Raw genomic sequence first — 22,743 nt, 5'->3', positions numbered from 1 at the left:
GCTGATTATTGACGACCTTTTTTAATTGTTGGAGACACCCGGCGTTTGAAACGGAGCTGTTCCGGCCGCTTTACGGCTTCGCGTTCATCTTCAATGATGGCTCTTACCCAAAAATCACCATTTTCATCAACGTTGATACCCTGGATCTCATGTTCAAAACCTGGGAAGTGCTTATCAAACTCCTGTAAAGCACGCAGATAGCCCATAATGCCTTTGTCGCCCACTGGCAGACGTTCACCTGGCATTAATACTGGAATACCTGGCGGATAAGGGACCAACATGCTGGCGGCAATACGGCCAGAAAAGTCATCCAGGCGGATGTGTTCCGCCTTATAGCGCAACACTTTCTGATAGGCCGCAGACGGAGTCATCACCGGTTCAGGGTCTGTATTAACCGCCTCATTAATGTGGTTCATCAGATCCAGCTCGCGCATTTTTTCATGCATCTGCTGGCAGAGTTGTTTCAGGGTCAAGTTATCGTAATGCGGTGATAGACCTTTCAAAGATGTAATAGCATCAACGGCAAGCGCATCGGAGTCATAGAGTTTTTTAAAGGTCAGCAGGCTTTCAATTAACGTGCCCCATTTTCCTTTGGTGATACCTACAGAAAACAGAATGAGGATCGTGTAATCGCCGGTGCGGGCAATTTCAATCCTTTTGTCATCGAGGAATTTGGTAATCAAATAGCCAGGGATCCCCTGTTCTTGATAACTACCGTCCAGATTAATGCCTGGGCAGGTAATGGTGACTTTTACCGGATCAAGCATGCTATTGGTATCAACCAGATCTTCATCGTGAAAGCCGTGCCAGCTATCGCCCGCACACAATTCCCAACATTCAGGGCCCTGGTTGAGTAGCTCAAGCGGAGCCTCTTCAAAGCTGTACTGTTTACCCGTTGCCTTATCATGAACCTCCGTCGGTTGTAGAACGTCAAAAAACCAGGCTGATTCGCCCTCTTGCTCACGAATTTGGCGTTTAACGGAAACGACGGCTTTACGGAACGCGATGGCTTCATCGATCGACTCCTGTACCAAGGAACGACCGGAGTCTCCCTGCATCATACTTACCGCTACATCAATTGAAGCAATGATCGGATAAAAGGGAGATGTGGTGCCGTGCATCATGAAGGAATCGTTAAAATCATCAAAATCCAGCGGCGCGCGGTGGCTTTTTTTCACATGGATCATTGAGGCCATTGATAGAGAAGGCAGCATTTTATGGGTCGACTGCACGGCAAAAATGGTCGGACGATCGGGAGTGTCTTCAACGTCCATGGCGAAACGGTTCTTATACATCGGATGGAAACGGGCATATGCATACCAGGCTTCGTCAAAATGAATACGTGGTACGCTGGCTCCCAGATATTTCACCACGTCATTAACGTTGTAACAGAAACCATCATAGGTACAGTTAGTGACAACCGCATAAGTAGGCGAGGTGTCTACCGCATCTGAAGTCAGCGGGCTTTTGGCGATCAACTCATCAATACTTTCTTTTTTCAGGCGTTGAGTCGGTATTGGGCCAATCAGCCCATAGGCATTACGCGTGGGCTTAAGATAAACTGGACGTGCCTGGGAAAGGGTAAGACCATGATTTAGCGATTTATGGCAGTTACGGTCGACAATGGCAATTTCATCCGCTGCGACCGCCCCTTGAGCCACGATACGATTGGAGCCGGATGAGCCGGAAACGCCATAGAACGTCCAATCAGCGCCAAAAAGCTCTGCGGCGATGTCTTCTGATTTTTTGGACGGCCCAGCATGAATGAGGTAATCCCCCATTTCAGCGGTAGCGACCCCGATATCGGCCCGCATCATGTTTTCGCCGAAGAAGTTGATAAATTCGGTACCGACAGGATGCTTTAAATAGGCCATGCCGCCCATATGCCCTGGGCAGTCCCAGTAATAGTCGCCGTCTTCGGTAAAGTTTTTTAGCGTTTTAAAGTAAGGCGGCAGCAGGTTTTCAGCATATCGGTGAATAAGCGTATAAATACGGTTGGCAGTGAAGGTCGGGGTTTCAGAAAATAAATAAATATACTCATTTATCTCTTTGAGTATAGCAAGGGGCACCCCGTCAGTGACATTATCTTCAGATAATAAGAAAAGAGGCGCAGTGGCATTTCGCTTACGGAAAACATCAATGAACTCCTGACATTCAATACCTGTTTCAGGATTGCTTGAGTCCCAGCAGATCCCTACCGCACTGTATTTTTGGCTTTCATTAACAACCTTCACTGCATCGCTAATTTGATCCACAATGAAGGTGGTAAACCCTCTGGCTTTAACCGCCGCGTTGAGCTCTTCGAGAGCTTGTATCGCGGGATTATTTTGTTTTAATCCTCGAGAGGATACAAACAAAATATTGTGATTAAACTTCATGATTAATTACCTTTTTTGAATGAATAAATGAGTGGCCACCGATTAATAGGCGACAAAACATGACGTCAGAACAACAAAAATTGGGTTATAGCTTTATCGTACCATTCATAAAGAGAAATCCTGTAAATGCATCAAGAGCGATTAATGATAAGAAAATTTTCATTTCATTACCCTTAAATATTTTTTTTATTCCTCCATCATGGATACGTGCCCAAAAGAATAACGGTAATCCCAGAGTTAAAAGCATTGGCACCATGGCAAGATATTTCGGCTCGCTGGCGTAAAACATAAACAAGCAAAATAACAGCCCTATGACACCACTGATTAGTGCACTGATACGACCATTACGAACATAATTATTATATTCACCATTGATACATAACTTGCATAAGTAAGCGGTGGACAGCAGATAGACGGGTAAAACTGTCAAGGCTGAAATCGAGAGCATGGCTATCCAGGCGTTACTTGAAAAGTAAACCATCAAAACCACAAGCTGCATTAAAGCGCTGCTGACCCATAGTGAAACCGATGCCGCTCCTTGATGGTTTCGTCTGGCAAATTTTTCTGGGAAAGCTGCATTTTGGGCCGCAACCATAGGGATTTCTGCACAAATCATGGTCCAGGCTAACCAACTGGTTAACACCGAGATCAGCACACCAATATTAATCAGTCTTTCGCCCCACTCGCCGACAACAATCTTCAGGATCCCTGCCGTTGATGGCGTGGCGATCACGCTCAGTTGTTTTTGAGTCAAGACCCCGAAAGGCAGGATAGAAATCAAGATACATATGATAAGTGAAATGATAAAACCAATTAAGGTTGCCCTGCCGACATCTTTTTTGTTTTTTACTCTTCCAGACAACGCAACGGCACCTTCAACACCAATAAAACACCATAGAGCAACATCAAGTGGCGACTTTATCTGGGAGAATACCGAGCCTAGATACTCCTTAGGAAATAAAGGATTGTTTGCCCAGATGTTACTGGTGAGTTCGTTAACGTTAAGGAAATAAACCAGAACGAATACAAATATCACTAGAGGTATTAATTTTGCTAACGTCCCTATAATATTTACCGCACCAGCCAGTCTTGTGCCAGACAACACTAAAAAATTGAATCCCCAGATGAGAATTGATATGCCAATAATTGAAGGAATATTATTCCCGCCGCTAAAACCTCCCGGGATAAAATAATTCAGCGTATCCATCACCATGATACCAAAGGCGACGTTGCTGAAAATAGTCATCAGCCAATAGCCCCATACGACAATAAATGCACAGAAGGTACCAAAGCCTTCCTGAGCATACATGTAGATGCCAGCCTGTAGGTCTGGCCGAATATCCGAAAGAATAATAAATGTACGAGAAATGAAAAACATTCCGAAACCGCAGATTAGCCAGGCTATAGTCACAGAACCTACTGCTGAACTGGCGGACATATTCTGTGGTAGCCCATCAACGCCGCTGCCAATCATCGAACTGACGACGATAGCAACTAATGCCAAAAGACCTAATTTTTGATTGCTATCTTTTCCTGCTATGCCTGTAGGCATAATTTATCTTCCTCTTATAAAAAATAACGGTGTAGATTGTTATTTTTTTTAGCGTAAATCCTTTTTCCTTTTAAGGTAGAATTCCCGAAATTAATGCTGAGAGTACTAACTAATTTTGAAGGGTATTAGTGTGGAGTTAATTTTTTATACAGATAAAGTCAGTTATCGTAGATAGCTGACTTTATCTGATAGACATTATTTAATGTCGTTAATCCACTGCTTAAATTCTTCCAGCTTGCTTTCAGGTTTTTGCTTGCAGGCTTTGATGACCAGTGGAACGTAGGTGGTTTCTACTTCATTCCAGTCAACATAATCACCTTGCTGAAAAACATTATCTTTATTGACCACCCAGAATGCTACGGGGGTCATTGCCTTAGGATTCAGATCGATAAATTCTTTGCAAGTCATATCCTGCGGGGTTGTTTTAACCGTGGTTTCTGCGTTGGCAACATTAATGCCAGCTACAACCAAAGCGGAAGCGATAAGGATATTTTTGGTAAGTTTAGTCATGATAATTATCTCCTGTTAATAATGAAAATATTGAAAAATGTGTCGAAATTATGCGCCGGAGTAACTGTCCTTATGATGGTTTAAACCATAGTTAAGCATGAAGAAAAACCATGAAGTTAACACCATTTCAAGACCGATTAACATTACGGTTAATAGATATGATGTGTTTTCACCAGCACTCAGCCACAGGAATGCAATAGCAAAATCCAGGATCCCGATAAAAATACACCAGTAACGCCCAATCATTTCACTATTGTTAAATGCTGTGGTCAGACGACTCAATCCCCCTAACAAAAATAGAATGCAAATGAGCATTGAAAGAATATTCATTCCTATCATGGGGCTTGATAAAAAACTCACTCCCAGAAAAGCATAGATAATACCGAACAGAAGCAATGAAAAAAAACTCGAAGTGTTTTTTATGAAAGCGAATGCGCTGACGAAGGAGTATACCCCTGAAATAACAAATAAGCTTCCTATAAGGTAGCTCAAAGCAATGCCAGAATAGACAGGGATCAGTAAACATAAAGTGCCGCACAGTAAAAACAATACGGCTAAAAACAAAACTGTTTTTTTATATTTGCTCAATATCCGGAGACTGAGTTTGTTAATGGTATCACTGTCAATATAAACCATGATCTCTCCCTTGCTTGCCACGCCTGTTATCAGCGCATGATCAAAGTGTAGTTCTATAAAGTGAGAGAATAATATTTTAAACGACTCATTAGGTATATAAGAGCATATAACGACAGATGTCGTATGATTCCTACATATGTAAGACTTACATTTATAATTATTAACAGATTACTGATATTTACGTGCATAACCAAATTAATCAACAATTGATCAACATGCTTCAGAAACACCCTATTGATGCAAACGTGCCCTCCGTAAACTCGATTTTCAATCTTTTTTTGATTTTACTCAAATCATGTTTGGGCTGTTTTACACAGCACCACGGGCCTATCATAGAGGCTTGTGGGCTGTGAAAAATCGCTTATTAAGGCGTAATGGTACGCATGATAGGATTCTGCAGGGAGATCAGCGTCTCCGTTGACTGAATCTCATCGATGGTCTGGATCTTGTTGATCAGAACCTGTTGCAACGCATCGATCGAACGGCACATCACCTTGATAAACACGCTGTAGTGGCCGGTGGTGTAATAGGCTTCCACTACTTCCTCCAGGCTTTCGAGCTTTTTCAGCGCCGAAGGGTAGTCCTTGGCACTCTTCAATATGATGCCGATAAAACAGCAGACGTCGTAACCCAGCTGCTTTGGGTTCACATCAACCCGCGTTCCGGTGATGATCCCGGCCTGTTTCATCTTCTCCACGCGCACATGAATGGTGCCGGGGCTGACGGCAAAATTCTTCGCCAGTTCGGCGTAAGGCATGCGGGCATTCTCCATTAACGCGTTGAGGATGCCGCGATCGAGATTATCGATCTGATAAATTTCTGCCATTAAATGCCCCTTTAATTGCCGTTTGTTGAATTATCACCGCTTAAAAATGACTGATTAAAAGCGAAAAGGCAATATTGATTGATGGATATTGAATTTAGATGCCATTCTGTTGCTTAATCATTGGCAACTAGACAGGTTATTCAAGAGATACGGCAATGAAAAAGCAGTTTATCCAAAAACAACAACAAATCAGCTTCGTGAAATCCTTCTTCTCCCGCCAGTTGGAACAGCAGCTTGGCCTGATTGAAGTGCAGGCTCCGATCCTCAGCCGACTGGGTGACGGTACTCAAGATAACCTTTCGGGCAGTGAAAAAGCCGTTCAGGTGAAGGTCAAAAGCCTACCGGACTCGACGTTTGAAGTGGTGCACTCGCTGGCTAAATGGAAGCGTAAAACCCTGGGCGAGCACGATTTCAGCGCGGGTGAAGGTGTGTATACCCATATGAAAGCGCTGCGCCCGGATGAAGATCGCCTGACGCCGATCCACTCGGTGTATGTCGATCAGTGGGATTGGGAACGTGTAATGGGAGATGGCGAACGTAGCCCGGCTTACCTGCAAGATACCGTTAAGCGTATCTATGCCTCTATAAAAGAAACGGAAGCCGCGGTGAGCCGTGAATTTGGTCTGGCACCGTTCCTGCCAGAACAGATCCACTTTGTTCACAGCGAAACGCTGCTGCAACGTTACCCTGAGCTGGATGCCAAAGGCCGTGAACGTGCGATCGCCAAAGAATTGGGAGCAGTATTCCTGATTGGTATTGGTGGCAAACTCTCACATGGCAAATCCCATGACGTACGTGCACCGGATTATGATGACTGGACCACGCCAGGTATCGAAGGGCTGAAAGGGTTGAACGGTGACATCGTGGTGTGGAACCCGGTGCTGCAGGATGCGTTTGAACTCTCTTCAATGGGCATCCGCGTTGATGCGGCGGCGCTGCAACATCAGCTGACGTTAACCGACGATCTGGATCGCCTGAAGCTGGAATGGCACCAGTCCCTGCTGCGTGGTGAAATGCCTCAGACGATTGGTGGCGGTATTGGCCAATCACGCCTGGTGATGCTGCTGCTGCAACTGTCGCATATTGGGCAGGTTCAGTGTGGCGTGTGGGGACCAGAAGTACGCGAGAGCGTTGCTGGGCTGCTGTAACAGCTAGCGACTCCAACGCCGCAGTAAACGGCTTTTTAACCCGGTATCAAAGCGCCAGATATGATCGAAGATGCGCATGATGCCGGGTTTGCCATAGGCTGACATAGCCACCGCATGAAAGCGTTGCTGGTGGCTGTGCTGCTGTGACTTCACCTTCTTGATCACCTCTTCCGGCAACCGCTGGGCAATAAAATCGGAAATAATCACCGCATCGGCGTCAAACCAGTCGCTTTCCGCCATTTTGCCGACAGTGGCGTTCAGGCAGGCGGCCAAATCCGTCCCGCCACGAAAATGCTGGCCCAGGAACCGCACTGCCTGTTCGATACCGCTGGCGGCCGTCAGTTCATAGTGCACAATCTGGCTGGCAAACAGCATGATGTAGCAGCGGCGGTTATCTGCCAGTGCGATGCGCAGCAGTGCCAGGCAAAAGGCCTTGGCGCATTGTTCATTAAAGCCGCCCATTGAGCCGGAAGTATCTACGCAGACAATAAATGGCCCGCGTGGCTGCCGGTCCTGCTGCTGATGAGTGACCTGACGCATCATGATCTGTTCCTGCCAGGCATCCCCTTGCAGGCGATAGGTCAGCAACCGTTTTTCCAGCAGCCGCCGGTAAAACTCAAACTCCAACTCTTCAATGCCCAGCGCCGCCAGTTCGGGTGGCAGTAGCCGCAGGATGTCGTCACTTTGGTGTATACCGCTGACCTCTTCCGGCTGAATGGCGGGTACCTGCACCATTACCCGGTACGGTTCAGGTTGCGCATCTTGTTGCTGCACAGCTTTGGCTTCATAGCTGCGGCCCAGTTGCTGTGCCAGCTTTTGTAGCTCTGGCTGCTGTTGCAGGAAGTCACCGTACTCCACCAGCCGTTGGTAGTCACCGCGTTGTAACTGGCCTTTGCTCATATCCCACAATCTGCCTGCGGCCGTGTCGTTCTCTGCCAGCACAGGTTCCAGTGCGCCGCTCAGTGCCAGCCGCTCTTGCAGCTCGGCCATCAGTTGTTCACGCTCCTGCTCCAGTAACTTATGGTGCAGCATCGTGGCCTGCAGCGTCAGGCTAATGCGCCAGCGTTGCAGAAACAGGGTCTGGAAGCTGCCATCGAGCGGATGAGCGGGGAGGTCGGCGGCGTCCACCATGCTCCGTGCCTGGGCGTAAAACGGCGATGCGCATTGGCGTAGCAGATCGAGCGTGTCGTTAAGGTTTTGCGAGAACTGGCCGTGGCTTTCCAACTGGCACTGCTGATAGCGGTAAAACTCTTGCGCCAGCACCGGCGGCACCACGGCTTGCTGAATGCGATCCTTCAGTTGCAGCTTCCATTGAGGCAGATCGCGGTTGATCGCCCGACGTATTGCCGGGAATTTATTGAAAAACACCGCCAATTGCGGCGTTGCCAACATGCCAATGATCAGTTCTTCGATCAGCTCGCCTTCGGAGATCGACAACAGCATATCGAGCGTTTCGAGGCTCAGCATGGTTACTGTCCGCGCATTTGCTGGGACAGCTGTTTGATCTGCTCGGCCACCTGCAACAGGCTGGCTTCAATTTTCGCCAACCCGGCGGCAGGGGTGAACAGGCAAGGCTGATGCTGGCTGAATAACCGCCGCTGCTCTGCCTGGCGCTGGCTTAGCGTTTCTATTTCGTCCAGGAATTCTGGCGGGGTTCCCCCGGTCGGTTTACCCGGCAGGGCCAGCAGGGAGGGCTGGCGGCTGACGTCCAGCACGGTCAGATGCAGTTGCTCATCGACTTCCAGATCGATCTGCTGGGCAAAACCAATGCCGTTAAGCTTGGCGCGTACCTCGCCCCCTTTTTGCAGCCAGTTTTCCAGCATACTGCTTTCGATACTCAGGTGGTTAACCTGGATGTCGTGCAGTTGTAACGGTTTTTGCAGCAGCAGCGTCAAAGTGGTGCCAGTGAGCGGATGCTCCAGCACGTATTGTGGCTTGCGGCTGAACATGCCGCCTTTTTTCACCAGTTGGATTGCCTGACGATGGCTCTGCTGCTGTTGATGCTGCATCCAGCGGGTGTGGATCTGCTGTAGCTGGATCAACAAGGTTTGCTGCTGATAGGCCTGTTCGGTCAGCAACTGATCGATTTGTTGCTGTAACAACTTTAATGATGTCCGATCGTGCCACAGGCAATCCTTCAACAGCATTAAATCCAACGGTACAATGGTGTCGCGGCCGCTGAAAAAGGCGCAGGCTTGCAGTAAGCGCAGGGATTTCTTCCAACGCCGGTCGGAAACATAAGGCGCCTGTTCCAAGGCGTCTAACCGTTGGCGCAGCAGAAAGATCAGTTCAAAGCAGTTTTCCGGCAGTTTGACCTTATCGATCAGCGGTTGCCATTGGTGGAACTCTTCATCGCTGATGCTTAGTGCCTCGGGCACCGGGTTGTCGTTTTCATTCTGCCGGGCTACCAACAGCGAGCGAAAATTCTGCTTATCCTGCACCTTATCGAGCCACAGCCGGATCAGCATACGGTCATACAACGCTTCAAGGCTGCTATCGGCCTCGGGTAATTCATTGGAGGCGGTGACCAGCAGGCGCAGGGGAATGGGCTCTTCACTATTACCGTTACGGAAGCGGCGCTCGTTGATCGCGGTCAGCAGGGTATTGAGGATAGCCGGGCCAGCCTTCCAGATTTCATCAAGAAAGACAATCTCGGCTTCGGGCAGATAACCCGCAGTCAGACGCTGATAGCGGCCTTCATCTTTCAGAGCCTGGATCGACAGCGGGCCAAACACCTCTTCCGGCGTGGAAAAGCGCGTCATCAGGTATTCAAAGGAGCGAGCGCTGCGGAAGGCAAATTTCAGCCGGCGGGCGATCAGGCTCTTGGCGATCCCCGGCGGGCCCAGCAGGAACACGCTTTCGCCGCACAAGGCTGCCAGCAAGCAAAGCCTGATAGCCTCTTGCCGTTCATAAAGGCCGCTCTCCAGCGCACTGCTGAGGCGGGCGATCCGTTCTGCCAGAAGTGTTGATGACGCCATAAAATAGCTCGCGTTGTCCGGAGGTTAGAGCCTGCCACCCAGGCCGACAGCCAATCTTGCTAGAGAATCCGATGATAAACCATCATTATTTTTAGCCCTATAGCTGGTTGATTAGTAAAATTTTTCTATGCTCAACAAGGGGGGTGATTCACATTTTGTTTATTTTTGGGGTCAGATAGTAGAGTAGGCAAGTGCTATAAATGATGCATACTGTGCGCCTTTTACCGGGTGTGACGGATCTTGGAGCCCGTATCTTTAACCTGATGCTGATGCATCGGTTGACGGATGATCTAGCAAAAGAAGCAAACTATGAGCACAGAACATAAACAGTCTTTATCGGCGGTTACCCTGGCGGCTATTGGGGTCGTTTACGGTGATATCGGCACCAGCCCGCTCTATACCTTGCGAGAATGTTTTTCCGGTCATTACGGTTTTGATGTCCGTCCCGACGTGGTGTTTGGTTTTCTTTCCTTAATCTTCTGGATGTTGATCGTCATCGTTTCCTTGAAGTATCTCACCTACGTCATGCGTGCGGATAACGCCGGTGAAGGCGGGATACTGACGTTGATGTCTTTGGCTGGGCGCCATACCTCGGCACGTACGACCTCTTTGCTGGTGATCCTGGGCCTGATTGGTGGCAGCTTCTTCTATGGCGAGGTAGTGATCACCCCGGCGATCTCGGTGATGTCGGCGATCGAAGGGTTGGAGATTGCAGCCCCGTCGCTTGATCCCTACATCGTCCCGCTGTCTATTCTGGTACTGACCTTACTGTTCGCCATCCAAAAACATGGCACCGGTAGCGTGGGCAAACTGTTTGCCCCGGTGATGCTGCTGTGGTTTATCGTATTGGCGGTCCTGGGGGCGCGCAGCATTATCGCCAACCCGGAAGTGTTGCAGGCGCTGAACCCTAAATGGGCCCTCAACTTCTTTGTTGAATATAAGAAGGTGTCGTTCTTCGCGCTCGGTGCGGTGGTACTGTCGATTACCGGTGTGGAAGCGCTGTATGCCGATATGGGCCACTTTGGCAAATTCCCGATCCGCCTGGCCTGGTTCACCGTGGTGCTGCCTTCGCTGGTGCTTAACTACTTCGGCCAAGGCGCATTGCTGCTGAAAAATCCGGAAGCGATCAAGAACCCGTTCTTCCTGTTGGCCCCCGATTGGGCGCTGATCCCGCTGTTGATATTGGCTACGCTGGCCACGGTTATTGCCTCGCAGGCGGTCATTTCCGGCGTTTTCTCGTTGACCCGCCAGGCCGTTCGTCTGGGCTATCTGTCACCGATGCGCATCATTCATACCTCGGAAATGGAGTCCGGCCAGATCTATATCCCGGTGATCAACTGGACCCTGTATATCGCCGTGGTGTTGGTGATTGTGGGCTTCGAACACTCCAGTAACCTGGCCGCGGCCTATGGTATTGCGGTGACCGGCACCATGGTATTGACCAGCATCCTGATCACTTCCGTCGCCATCAAGAATTGGCATTGGAATCGCTTCCTGGTGGGAGGCATTCTGGTGATGCTGCTGATTATCGATGTGCCGATGTTCTCGGCGAACGCCTTGAAACTGTTCTCTGGCGGTTGGTTGCCACTGATGTTGGCCCTGGTGATGTTCCTGATCATGATCACCTGGAAGAGTGAACGTTTCCGCCTGCTGCGCCGGATGCATGAGCACGGTAACTCCCTTGAAGCACTGATTGCCTCACTGGAAAAATCGCCACCGGTTCGCGTGCCGGGCACTGCGGTGTTTATGTCGCGGGCGATTAACGTGATCCCGTTTGCCCTGTTGCATAACCTCAAGCACAACAAAGTGCTGCATGAGCGGGTAGTGCTGCTGACCTTGCGTACCGAAGATGCCCCTTATGTGCATAACGTCCGGCGTGTGACGATTGAGCAATTGTCACCGACCTTCTGGCGAGTGGTAGCCAGCTATGGCTGGCGTGAAACGCCGAACGTTGAGGAAGTCTTCCACCGCTGTGGGTTGGAAGGGCTGCCATGCCGGATGATGGAGACGTCGTTCTTTATGTCCCATGAATCGCTGATCCTCACCAAACGGCCGTGGTATCTGTTCCTGCGCGGCAAGCTGTTTATCGCCCTGAGCCGCAACGCATTGCGGGCTGCCGACCAGTTTGAGATCCCGCCCAACCGGGTCATCGAACTGGGAACCCAGGTCGAAATCTAAAAGAGAGGGCTCAGCATTTGCTGGGCCCTTCTTTTTTAGCTACGCTTTATCAAACGTGAGCGAAACGTTTCGATGGCGATCACATTTCCGCTATGACAGGGTTGTCTTCCTCTGCTGATTTTCTACACTGACTCAATAGCGAAACGTTTCGCTGCTGGAGTTTACTCATGAAAAAAGGCGTACTACTGAATTCTGACGTTTCTGCGGTGGTCTCTCGTCTCGGCCACACCGATCAGATCGCGATTTGCGATGCAGGCTTGCCGATCCCGGCCGTGACGCCGCGTATCGATCTGGCGCTGACCCAAGGGGTGCCGACATTCTTGCAGGTTGTAGGCGTGGTGACGCAGGAAATGCAGGTAGAGAGCGCCATCCTGGCGGAAGAGATCGTCAAGCATAACCCGTCGCTCCACGAGGCATTACTGGCTCAACTGACTCAGCTTGGCCAACACCAGGGCAATACCATCAGCATCAGCTATATCAGCCACAGCGCGTTTAAAGCGCAAACCGAACATAGCCGGGCCGTGATCCGCAGCGGAGAATGTTCGCCCTACGCGAACGTGATCCTGTGCTCCGGCGTAACTTTCTGAGGCGCCTATGCAACCTTTACTGCAACTGAAGGGGATCGATAAGGCCTTTCCCGGCGTGAAGGCGCTTTCTGGGGCCGCCCTGAGCGTTTATCCCGGCAGGGTGATGGCGCTGGTGGGGGAAAACGGTGCTGGCAAGTCCACCATGATGAAAGTGCTGACCGGTATCTATAACAAAGATGCGGGCAGCCAATATTTCCTCGGCAAGGAAGTGGCCTTCAACGGGCCGAAGGATTCGCAGGACGCGGGTATCGGCATCATCCACCAGGAACTGAACCTGATCCCGCAGCTGACCATTGCCGAGAACATCTTTCTTGGCCGCGAGTTCGTTAACCGCTTTGGCCGCATCGACTGGAAACGCATGTATGCCGAAGCGGACAAACTGCTGGCGCGTTTGAACCTGCGCTACAGCAGCCACCGGCTGGTGGGGGAATTGTCGATCGGCGATCAGCAAATGGTGGAAATCGCCAAGGTGCTGAGCTTTGAATCCAAAGTGATCATCATGGATGAGCCGACCGATGCCCTGACCGATACCGAAACCGCCTCGCTGTTTAAAGTGATCAACGAGCTCAAAGCCGAAGGCCGCGGTATTGTTTATATCTCCCACCGCCTGAAAGAGATCTTCGAAATCTGCGACGATGTGACCGTATTCCGTGACGGGCAATTTATTGCCGAGCGGCCGGTTGCCGAACTGAATGAAGATTCGCTGATTGAAATGATGGTGGGTCGCAAGCTGGAAGAGCAGTATCCACGTCTGAACCTGCCGCGCGGTGAAAAACGCCTGCAGGTGAGCCACGTTTCCGGCCCTGGCGTGCATGACGTCAGCTTTACTTTATACCGCGGTGAGATTTTGGGTGTGGCTGGCCTGATGGGGGCTGGGCGTACCGAACTGATGAAGATCCTGTACGGAGCGGCGCCACGTAAAAGCGGCACCGTGAATCTGGACGGCCATGAGGTGGTGACTCGTACTCCTCAGGACGGCCTGGCTAACGGCATTGTCTATATCTCCGAAGACCGTAAGCGTGATGGTCTGGTGCTGGGGATGTCGGTGAAGGAAAACATGTCGCTGACCGCGCTGCGCTACTTCAGCCGCGCCGGTGGTGGCCTGAAACATGCCGACGAGCAGATCGCCGTCAGCGATTTTATCCGCCTGTTCAATATCAAAACGCCGTCGATGGAGCAGCCGATTGGCCTGCTTTCCGGCGGCAATCAGCAAAAAGTGGCGATTGCCCGTGGCTTGATGACCCGGCCAAAGGTGCTGATCCTCGATGAACCGACACGCGGCGTCGACGTCGGGGCCAAAAAAGAGATCTACCAGTTAATCAACCAGTTCAAGCAGGAAGGGCTGAGCATCATATTGGTGTCTTCGGAAATGCCGGAGGTGCTGGGCATGAGCGACCGCATCCTGGTGATGCATGAAGGCCACCTCAGCGGCGAATTCCCGATTGAACAGGCCACCCAGGAAGTGCTGATGGCAGCAGCCGTTGGCAAGCAATACGGCGTAAAGCAGGAGTAATCAGATATGAGTTCACAAAGTGTTGCAGCTAAGCGCTGGTTCAGTAAAGAGTGGCTGTTGGAGCAGAAATCGCTGATTGCCCTGCTGGTGCTGATTGCCGTGGTGTCTTCGATGAGCCCGAATTTCTTCACCGTTAATAACCTGTTCAATATTCTGCAGCAAACCTCGGTGAATGCCATTATGGCGGTCGGCATGACCTTGGTGATCCTGACTTCCGGCATCGATCTGTCGGTCGGCTCGCTGTTGGCGCTGACCGGGGCGGTAGCCGCTTCGATTGTCGGATTTGAAGTCAATGCGGTGGTGGCTGTGGCAGCTGCGCTGGCATTGGGGGCTGCGGTAGGAGCCTGCACCGGCATAATCGTGGCCAAAGGCAAGGTTCAGGCGTTTATCGCCACCCTGGTGATGATGCTGTTACTGCGCGGCGTGACCATGGTGTACACCAACGGTAGCCCGATCAATACCGGCTTTACCGACGTTGCCGACGCCTTCGGCTGGTTCGGGATTGGCCGCCCGTTAGGCGTTCCTACCCCGATCTGGATCATGGCCATCGTGTTTGTCGCCGCCTGGTATATGCTGCATCATACCCGTCTTGGCCGCTATATCTATGCGCTGGGCGGCAACGAAGCGGCTACCCGCCTTTCCGGTATCAGCGTTGATAGGGTTAAAATCATCGTTTACTCCCTGTGCGGCCTGCTGGCGGCACTGGCTGGGGTCATTGAAGTGGCGCGCCTGTCCTCTGCGCAACCTACTGCGGGTACCGGCTATGAGCTGGATGCCATCGCTGCGGTGGTACTGGGTGGTACCAGCCTGGCTGGGGGTAAAGGGCGCATCGTCGGTACCCTGATCGGGGCGCTGATCCTTGGCTTCCTGAACAACGGTTTGAATTTACTGGGTGTTTCTTCCTACTACCAAATGATCGTGAAAGCAGCCGTTATTCTGCTGGCGGTTCTGGTAGACAACAAAAGTAACAAGTAACCTCTCCCCTACAGGAATCACGACCATGAAAATGAAAAAACTGGCAACCTTAGTTTCGGCCATCGCGTTAACCGCCACCCTGAGTGCTAACGCCCTGGCAAAAGACACCATCGCGCTGGTGGTTTCTACGCTCAACAACCCGTTCTTTGTTTCGATGAAAGAAGGGGCGCAGTTGGAAGCCAACAAACTGGGTTACAACCTGGTGGTGCTGGATTCCCAGAACAACCCGGCGAAAGAGTTGGCCAACGTGCAGGATCTGATGGTGCAGAACCCGAAACTGCTGCTGATTAACCCAACCGATTCTGACGCGGTAGGTAACGCCATCAAGATGGCCAACCAGGCCAAGATCCCGGTCATTACGCTCGACCGTATGGCAGCGAAAGGCGAAGTGGTTAGCCATATCGCTTCCGACAACCGCGTGGGCGGTAAAATGGCCGGTGACTTTATTGCCCAGAAAGCCGGGGCTGACGCTAAAGTGATCCAGCTGGAAGGCATTGCCGGGACATCTGCTGCCCGTGAACGTGGCGAAGGCTTCCAACAGTCACTGGAGCAGAACAAATTTAAACTGCTGGCCAGCCAGCCGGCGGACTTCGATCGTACCAAGGGCCTGAACGTGATGCAGAACCTGCTGACCGCGCATCCAGACGTGCAGGCGGTGTTTGCACAGAACGATGAAATGGCACTGGGCGCGCTGCGTGCGTTGCAAACCGCTGGTAAAACGGATGTCATCGTCGTTGGTTTTGACGGCACCGCAGACGGCGTGAAAGCGGTTGAAGGCGGTAAACTGGCTGCCACCGTGGCACAGCGTCCGGATCAAATCGGCGTGATTGGCGTAGAAACGGCAGATAAGATCTTGAAAGGCGAGAAAGTACCGGCGACTATCCCGGTTGATTTGAAACTGGTTACCAAGTAAGTCATCTCCAGCGCCATCGGAACGGGGCGTGACGATGGCGCGCAATTTTAGGGAACCCTGTGATGGAAACAGCAAAGCTGGTGGTTTTGGGCAGCATCAATGCCGACCATATCCTCAATATCAACCAGTTTCCCCAGCCGGGCGAAACGGTGATCGGCCAGCAGTATAAGGTTGCCTTTGGTGGCAAAGGGGCTAACCAGGCGGTGGCTGCCGGGCGCAGCGGTGCGGACATTGCTTTTATTGCCTGCGTAGGTGCAGACGATATTGGTGAACGTATTCGCCAACAGCTGGCAACCGATCGCATTGATACCCAACCGATTGAAGCTATTGCCGACAGTACTACCGGCGTAGCGCTGATTTTCGTCAATGCCGAAGGCGAAAACGTGATTGGTATCGATGCCGGTGCCAACGCGGCGGTCACTCCCGAATATCTCAACCGCTATCGGCAACGGGTTATCGATGCCGATGCGCTATTGATGCAGCTTGAGTCACCGCTGGAGACGGTGATTGCCGCCGCCAAACTGGCCAAGCAGCACCAAACCCAGGTGATCCTCAACCCGGCTCCGGCCTGTGAGCTGCCTGACGAATTGTTAGCCATGGTTGACATGATCACCCCGAACGAAACCGAAGCCCAGCGGCTGACCGGTATCGCGGTGAATAATGACGCTGACGCCGAACGTGCCGCCAGCATCCTGCATGATAAAGGTATTGGCTGCGTGATTATCACCCTCGGTAGTCGTGGCGTATGGTTGAGCGAAAACGGTAAAGGCAAACTGGTTCCGGGCTTTAAGGTCAAAGCGGTGGATACCATCGCGGCCGGTGATACGTTCAACGGTGCTCTGGTTACTGCTTTGCTCGAAGGTAAAGTGATGAGCGATGCGGTGCGTTTCGCCCATGCGGCGGCGGCCATTGCCGTTACCCGGCCGGGTGCACAGCCTTCCGTGCCATGGCGTGAAGAGATTGACGCCTTTTTGCAGCAACAGGGATAACGCTTTGGCTACCATGAAAGATGTCGCCCGCCTGGCGGGTGTTTCAACCTCGACGGTCTCGCACGTGATCAATAACAATCGCTTTGTCAGCGACAGCGTGCGTGACAAAGTCATGGTGGCCGTGGAACAGCTAAACTATGCCCCTTCCGCACTGGCGCGTAGCCTGAAACTCAATACGACGCGCACCATTGGTATGCTGGTGACCTCCAGTAATAACCCGTTTTATGCCGAAGTGGTGCGCGGCGTGGAACGCAGCTGCTACGAGCGTGGCTACAGCCTGATCCTGTGCAACACAGAGGAAGATGTGGCGCGTATGAACAGCAGCATGGAAACGCTGTTGCAAAAGCGGGTGGATGGCCTGCTGGTGATGTGTACCGAAAACCATCGCCCCTCGCAGGATGCTCTAAGCCGCTACCCCTCTTTGCCGATCGTGATGATGGACTGGTCGCCGTTCGAAGGGGCCAACGATATCATTCAGGATAACTCGTTGCTGGGGGGCGAAATGGCTACCGATCATCTGATCGCTCGCGGCTATCGCCAAATCGCCTGTATCGCCGGGCCGCTGGATAAAACGACCGCGCGCCATCGTTTGGAAGGCTATCGCCGCGCCATGAAGCGTGCCGGCCTTGAAATCCTGCCGGGCTATGAGGTGTATTGCGACTTTGAGTTTGAAGGGGGCGTGCATGCCATGAAGCAGTTGCTGGCGTTAGCCGAACCTCCTCATGCGGTGTTTGCTGGCAACGATGCCGTCGCCGTCGGCGTTTATCAGGCGCTGTATCAGGCCGGGCTGGTGGTACCACAGGATATGGCCGTGATGGGGTACGACGATATCGAACTGGCCAAATATCTGGCTCCACCGCTCAGCACCATTCATCAGCCCAAAGATTCGCTAGGGGAACTGGCGATCGATGCGCTCATCAATCGCCTGCAAAACCCTGAACGGGATGCCCAGATCCTGGTGCTGACGCCAGAGCTGGTGGAGAGAGACTCCGTCGGTTACCGTTAACTGGTAGCCTTCGCTTCTTTGCGTGATTTCTCTTTGCCGGTGATCAGGTTATTGCCGTCTTTTCTTCTTAACAGCATAAAGACGAAGGCCGAAGCAACGGTCACTATCCCCATGGTAATAAAGGTGTAGTGGAACTGATCGATCATGGTGCCAATCCCCATTGAACCATAGAAGCGCAACACGGCGGCGCTGATCGCAACGCCAAAGCTGATAGACAGCTGTTGCGTCACTGCCAATACGCTATTGCCGGAACTGGCGTTGCCATCGTTCAGGTCTGCCAGGCTGATGGTATTCATGGCGGTAAACTGCGTCGACATCGCCATCCCTAGAACAAACAGCGGCAAAATCATCAGCCACAGCGGCATACCTGGGCTTTGCAGAGAGAACTGCGCAATCAATACGCCGATAATGATAGTGATACCTACTAACGTCTTACGATAGCCGAACCAGCGCAACACCTGGGTAACGGTAGACTTGGCCATCAGAGAACCCACCGCCGTCGGTGCCATCATGCAACCGGCGACAATCGCCGAATAGCCAAAGGCCACCTGCAGCATCAACGGCATCAGGAAGGGAACGCAGCCAGTCCCTAGCCGCGAGGCCACGTTACCGGCAATGCCGACGGAAAAGGTACGGGTCTTGAACAGATCCAGCCCAATCAGTGGCTGAGCGTGGCGGCGGGCGTGAATGATATAGCCAAACAGCATCACAAAGCCGCTCAGGAACACTCCCAGAGAAATGTAATTGGCCAGTACCTGCTCGCCGAACAGCTCCAGGCCGGTGGAGATAAGTACCAGGCTAAGGCCAAACAGTATAAAACCGATGAAATCAAACGGCCGTTTTGGCGTGGTGAAGTCCGGCATGTATTTGCGGGCGTAGATGATGCCGAGTAAGCCTATCGGGATGTTAATCAGGAAGATCCAATGCCAGGTAGCGTAGGTCACCAGCCAGCCGCCAAGCAGCGGGCCCATTATTGGCCCAACCAGGCCAGGCATGGTGACAAAGTTCAGTACCGGCAACAGCTCACTACGCGGATAGGCCCGCAACAGGGCAAGGCGTGCCACCGGCATCATCATCGCGCCGCCAATCCCCTGTAAAATACGTGAGGCGACCAGGAAACTCAGCGTCGGGGACAAGGCACACAACAGCGAGCCAAAGGTAAACAGGGATACGGCGATAATAAACACCCGCCGGGTGCCGAAGCGATCGGCCAGCCAGCCGCTCACCGGGATTAGCATCGCAACCGTCAGGGTGTAACTGATCACCGCCGACTGCATTGCCAAGGGGGAACGGTCGAGGCTGTGGGCTATCGCCGGTAAGGCGGTATTGAGAATAGTGGCATCCAACGCCTGCATAAAGAACGCCATCGCGGCGATCCAAGGCAACCCTGCCATGCTGCGTGCAGATTTTGTCATCGTGATCCCATTTTCCTTCTATATATAGCTGCGGAGTTTACGCATTGCCCTGCAACAATGTTTGGCATGCAGTGAGGGCTGCGGTGCTGTCACTGGCGACTATGGCATCCACAATGGCCTGATGGTGTTGCAGTTTGATCACTTCATTACCGGTGATCGCCCGGAAATAGCTTTGATACACCGAGCTGAACAGGTTGGCGAACGAGGTGAGAAACGGATTGGCGCTGGCTTCATAGATTAGCTGGTGGTACTGGGTATCGACCTCAATCCAGCGTTCGCGGTCAAAATCCACGTGTAGCGCCTGCATTTCTGTCATCAGCGTGACCAATCGCGTCTTTTGCTCCTGGGTGGCGTTGATGGCTGCCAATGAACAGGCCTGAGGTTCCAGCGACGTGCGTAGAATAAGGAAGTGCTGCATGACCTGGTCGAAGTTCTCTCTGGTCATCCACCAGGTCAGCAGATCCTGATCGAGGAAGTTCCATTGGCTTTGCGGCATGACCCTGGTGCCGATGCGGGGGCGCGGCAACAGCATGCCTTTGGCCGCCAGCATTTTTACTGCTTCACGTACTGCAGTGCGACTGACGCCAAAGTGTTCTGCCAAATCCATCTCGCCTGGCAGGATGCTGCCGGCTTGATATTCACCGGCCAGGATCTGTTGGCCGAGCTTTTCTGCCAGCAGATAAGAAAGATTACGCTGTGCCGCCTGTTGTTGAGCATCGAATTGCATGGCTGCGGTTCCTTTTAACTGCATTGTTATCTTTCATTTTACGCCAGGGAGCGCCAGCTTTTACGGCTGTTTTCGAGGAAAAGTGTCAAAAACGACGAACAAGACAGCGTTTTGCCGAAAAAAGCCGCGCTTGAAAAGTTTTTTGAATTTAGGGGTTGCGCCCTTCTGAGAACTCCCTATAATGCGCCTCCACTGACCGGGAACAACGACGAACAAGTCGCCCAGCCAGGAAGAAGCAACCCGGTGAAAACACCGCGTCTCGTAAGAGAAAAAGGTTGACTCTTCAGCGGGAAAGCGTAATATGCACCTCCCGCGTTACCGAGAAACTTCCCGGTAACGAACGCTCTTTAACAATTTATCAGACAATCTGTGTGGGCACTCACAAGACGATATCCAGCTACTTCGGTAGCAAAAAAATATCAAGTCTTGAAGAGTGACCAAGCAGTCATTCATGCGAATGAATGATTACGAAAGTTAATTTTCGAGCATCGCTGCACGAGTTGCAGCAAATCAAGCTTTTAATTGAAGAGTTTGATCATGGCTCAGATTGAACGCTGGCGGCAGGCCTAACACATGCAAGTCGAGCGGTAGCACAAGGAGCTTGCTCCTGGGTGACGAGCGGCGGACGGGTGAGTAATGTCTGGGAAACTGCCCGATGGAGGGGGATAACTACTGGAAACGGTAGCTAATACCGCATAACGTCTTCGGACCAAAGTGGGGGACCTTCGGGCCTCACACCATCGGATGTGCCCAGATGGGATTAGCTAGTAGGTGAGGTAATGGCTCACCTAGGCGACGATCCCTAGCTGGTCTGAGAGGATGACCAGCCACACTGGAACTGAGACACGGTCCAGACTCCTACGGGAGGCAGCAGTGGGGAATATTGCACAATGGGCGCAAGCCTGATGCAGCCATGCCGCGTGTGTGAAGAAGGCCTTCGGGTTGTAAAGCACTTTCAGCGAGGAGGAAGGGTTCGGTGTTAATAGCACTGTTCATTGACGTTACTCGCAGAAGAAGCACCGGCTAACTCCGTGCCAGCAGCCGCGGTAATACGGAGGGTGCAAGCGTTAATCGGAATTACTGGGCGTAAAGCGCACGCAGGCGGTTTGTTAAGTCAGATGTGAAATCCCCGAGCTTAACTTGGGAACTGCATTTGAAACTGGCAAGCTAGAGTCTTGTAGAGGGGGGTAGAATTCCAGGTGTAGCGGTGAAATGCGTAGAGATCTGGAGGAATACCGGTGGCGAAGGCGGCCCCCTGGACAAAGACTGACGCTCAGGTGCGAAAGCGTGGGGAGCAAACAGGATTAGATACCCTGGTAGTCCACGCTGTAAACGATGTCGACTTGGAGGTTGTGCCCTTGAGGCGTGGCTTCCGGAGCTAACGCGTTAAGTCGACCGCCTGGGGAGTACGGCCGCAAGGTTAAAACTCAAATGAATTGACGGGGGCCCGCACAAGCGGTGGAGCATGTGGTTTAATTCGATGCAACGCGAAGAACCTTACCTACTCTTGACATCCACAGAACTTTCCAGAGATGGATTGGTGCCTTCGGGAACTGTGAGACAGGTGCTGCATGGCTGTCGTCAGCTCGTGTTGTGAAATGTTGGGTTAAGTCCCGCAACGAGCGCAACCCTTATCCTTTGTTGCCAGCGCGTAATGGCGGGAACTCAAAGGAGACTGCCGGTGATAAACCGGAGGAAGGTGGGGATGACGTCAAGTCATCATGGCCCTTACGAGTAGGGCTACACACGTGCTACAATGGCATATACAAAGAGAAGCGAACTCGCGAGAGCAAGCGGACCTCATAAAGTATGTCGTAGTCCGGATCGGAGTCTGCAACTCGACTCCGTGAAGTCGGAATCGCTAGTAATCGTAGATCAGAATGCTACGGTGAATACGTTCCCGGGCCTTGTACACACCGCCCGTCACACCATGGGAGTGGGTTGCAAAAGAAGTAGGTAGCTTAACCTTCGGGAGGGCGCTTACCACTTTGTGATTCATGACTGGGGTGAAGTCGTAACAAGGTAACCGTAGGGGAACCTGCGGTTGGATCACCTCCTTACCTAAAGATATGCAGTTGCGTGCAGTGTCCACACAGATTGTCTGATGAAAAGTAATGAGCAAAGCGCTACCTGTTGATGTAATGAGTCTTCTGGACTCATGCTGATACGAGAAACGGTTAAACCCTGGGTTTAATCGGATTTTGTGTCCCCATCGTCTAGAGGCCTAGGACACTGCCCTTTCACGGCTGTAACAGGGGTTCGAATCCCCTTGGGGACGCCATCCGATAATGAGTGAAAGACATTATCACCGGTCATTCGTGACTGATTATCTTAAAGATGACTCTTGCGAGTCGTGTTTAAGATATTGCTCTTTAACAATCTGGAACAAGCTGAAAATTGAAACATGACAGC

At 51.7% G+C, this 22,743-nt stretch carries 17 protein-coding genes, 1 tRNA gene and 1 rRNA gene; 10 read left to right on the top strand and 9 right to left on the bottom strand.

The features are described 5' to 3' along the window. Positions 1 to 5: 5 nt before the first annotated feature. The 5 genes from KGP21_RS28680 to asnC form a co-directional block, all read right to left on the bottom strand. The gene (locus tag KGP21_RS28680; protein WP_209523448.1) at positions 6 to 2,378 is read right to left on the bottom strand and encodes an Orn/Lys/Arg decarboxylase N-terminal domain-containing protein; all 2,373 of its coding nucleotides are present in this window, start codon (positions 2,376 to 2,378) and stop codon (positions 6 to 8) included. A gap of 85 nt (positions 2,379 to 2,463) precedes the next feature. Next, complete coding sequence (locus tag KGP21_RS28675; RefSeq protein ID WP_059199287.1) at positions 2,464 to 3,930, bottom strand: basic amino acid/polyamine antiporter; 1,467 nt, start codon at positions 3,928 to 3,930, stop codon at positions 2,464 to 2,466. A 195-nt stretch (positions 3,931 to 4,125) separates the two neighbouring features. Further along, on the bottom strand, positions 4,126 to 4,440 hold the full coding sequence (gene hdeB / locus KGP21_RS28670) for an acid-activated periplasmic chaperone HdeB (protein ID WP_223500565.1): 315 nt from the start codon (positions 4,438 to 4,440) through the stop codon (positions 4,126 to 4,128). Positions 4,441 to 4,488: 48 nt separating this feature from the next. Beyond that, positions 4,489 to 5,076, bottom strand: coding sequence for a DUF308 domain-containing protein (locus KGP21_RS28665; protein WP_223500564.1), 588 nt, complete (start codon positions 5,074 to 5,076; stop codon positions 4,489 to 4,491). A gap of 364 nt (positions 5,077 to 5,440) precedes the next feature. Then, positions 5,441 to 5,902, bottom strand: a complete 462-nt coding sequence (gene asnC, locus KGP21_RS28660) for a transcriptional regulator AsnC (protein ID WP_021181440.1) — start codon at positions 5,900 to 5,902, stop codon at positions 5,441 to 5,443. Between the two features lie 155 nt (positions 5,903 to 6,057). Here asnC and asnA point away from each other — a divergent pair, with 155 nt between their 5' ends. Next, complete coding sequence (asnA, locus tag KGP21_RS28655; protein WP_021181441.1) at positions 6,058 to 7,050, top strand: aspartate--ammonia ligase; 993 nt, start codon at positions 6,058 to 6,060, stop codon at positions 7,048 to 7,050. A 3-nt stretch (positions 7,051 to 7,053) separates the two neighbouring features. On the opposite strand, the gene viaA is transcribed toward asnA, so the two are convergent. Further along, positions 7,054 to 8,517 carry an ATPase RavA stimulator ViaA gene (viaA, locus tag KGP21_RS28650; protein WP_223500562.1) on the bottom strand — a complete coding sequence of 488 codons (1,464 nt, stop codon included), beginning with the start codon at positions 8,515 to 8,517 and terminating at the stop codon, positions 7,054 to 7,056. A gap of 2 nt (positions 8,518 to 8,519) precedes the next feature. Continuing rightward, positions 8,520 to 10,028 (bottom strand): ATPase RavA, encoded by a 1,509-nt coding sequence (gene ravA, locus KGP21_RS28645; protein WP_115160455.1) that lies wholly within the window; start codon positions 10,026 to 10,028, stop codon positions 8,520 to 8,522. Between the two features lie 309 nt (positions 10,029 to 10,337). Between ravA and kup the strand changes: the two genes are divergently transcribed. The 7 genes from kup (at position 10,338) to rbsR (ending at position 18,189) form a co-directional block, all read left to right on the top strand. Further along, a complete protein-coding gene (kup, locus tag KGP21_RS28640; protein WP_059199291.1) occupies positions 10,338 to 12,206 on the top strand; it encodes a low affinity potassium transporter Kup in 1,869 nt (622 codons plus the stop codon). 167 nt (positions 12,207 to 12,373) lie between these two features. Beyond that, the gene (gene rbsD / locus KGP21_RS28635) at positions 12,374 to 12,793 is read left to right on the top strand and encodes a D-ribose pyranase (RefSeq protein WP_021181445.1); all 420 of its coding nucleotides are present in this window, start codon (positions 12,374 to 12,376) and stop codon (positions 12,791 to 12,793) included. Between the two features lie 7 nt (positions 12,794 to 12,800). Next, a complete protein-coding gene (rbsA, locus tag KGP21_RS28630) occupies positions 12,801 to 14,306 on the top strand; it encodes a ribose ABC transporter ATP-binding protein RbsA (protein WP_094982448.1) in 1,506 nt (501 codons plus the stop codon). Between the two features lie 6 nt (positions 14,307 to 14,312). Beyond that, positions 14,313 to 15,281 carry a ribose ABC transporter permease gene (gene rbsC, locus KGP21_RS28625; RefSeq protein ID WP_059199292.1) on the top strand — a complete coding sequence of 323 codons (969 nt, stop codon included), beginning with the start codon at positions 14,313 to 14,315 and terminating at the stop codon, positions 15,279 to 15,281. A gap of 25 nt (positions 15,282 to 15,306) precedes the next feature. Next, positions 15,307 to 16,194 carry a ribose ABC transporter substrate-binding protein RbsB gene (rbsB, locus tag KGP21_RS28620; RefSeq protein WP_024484669.1) on the top strand — a complete coding sequence of 296 codons (888 nt, stop codon included), beginning with the start codon at positions 15,307 to 15,309 and terminating at the stop codon, positions 16,192 to 16,194. A gap of 62 nt (positions 16,195 to 16,256) precedes the next feature. After that, positions 16,257 to 17,183, top strand: coding sequence for a ribokinase (gene rbsK / locus KGP21_RS28615; RefSeq protein WP_059199294.1), 927 nt, complete (start codon positions 16,257 to 16,259; stop codon positions 17,181 to 17,183). Between the two features lie 4 nt (positions 17,184 to 17,187). Continuing rightward, positions 17,188 to 18,189 carry a ribose operon transcriptional repressor RbsR gene (rbsR, locus tag KGP21_RS28610; protein ID WP_021181450.1) on the top strand — a complete coding sequence of 334 codons (1,002 nt, stop codon included), beginning with the start codon at positions 17,188 to 17,190 and terminating at the stop codon, positions 18,187 to 18,189. Here rbsR and mdtD read toward each other — a convergent pair. Together mdtD and KGP21_RS28600 are read right to left on the bottom strand one after the other, a co-directional pair. Continuing rightward, a complete protein-coding gene (mdtD, locus tag KGP21_RS28605) occupies positions 18,186 to 19,604 on the bottom strand; it encodes a multidrug transporter subunit MdtD (protein WP_223498637.1) in 1,419 nt (472 codons plus the stop codon). The two genes, rbsR and mdtD, sit on opposite strands and share 4 nt — an antisense overlap. A 37-nt stretch (positions 19,605 to 19,641) precedes the next feature. Further along, positions 19,642 to 20,331 carry a FadR/GntR family transcriptional regulator gene (locus tag KGP21_RS28600; protein ID WP_115160461.1) on the bottom strand — a complete coding sequence of 230 codons (690 nt, stop codon included), beginning with the start codon at positions 20,329 to 20,331 and terminating at the stop codon, positions 19,642 to 19,644. 519 nt (positions 20,332 to 20,850) lie between these two features. Here KGP21_RS28600 and KGP21_RS28595 point away from each other — a divergent pair. Beyond that, positions 20,851 to 22,391, top strand: a 16S ribosomal RNA gene (locus KGP21_RS28595). A gap of 145 nt (positions 22,392 to 22,536) precedes the next feature. After that, a tRNA-Glu gene (locus KGP21_RS28590) sits at positions 22,537 to 22,612 on the top strand. Positions 22,613 to 22,743: the final 131 nt, after the last annotated feature.

Source organism: Serratia sp. JSRIV004, assembly GCF_019968705.1.
Classification (GTDB): Bacteria; Pseudomonadota; Gammaproteobacteria; order Enterobacterales; family Enterobacteriaceae; genus Chania; species Chania fonticola_B.
The sequence above is the reverse complement of the archived record's forward strand: the minus strand, read 5'-3'. Positions and strand labels throughout refer to the sequence as shown.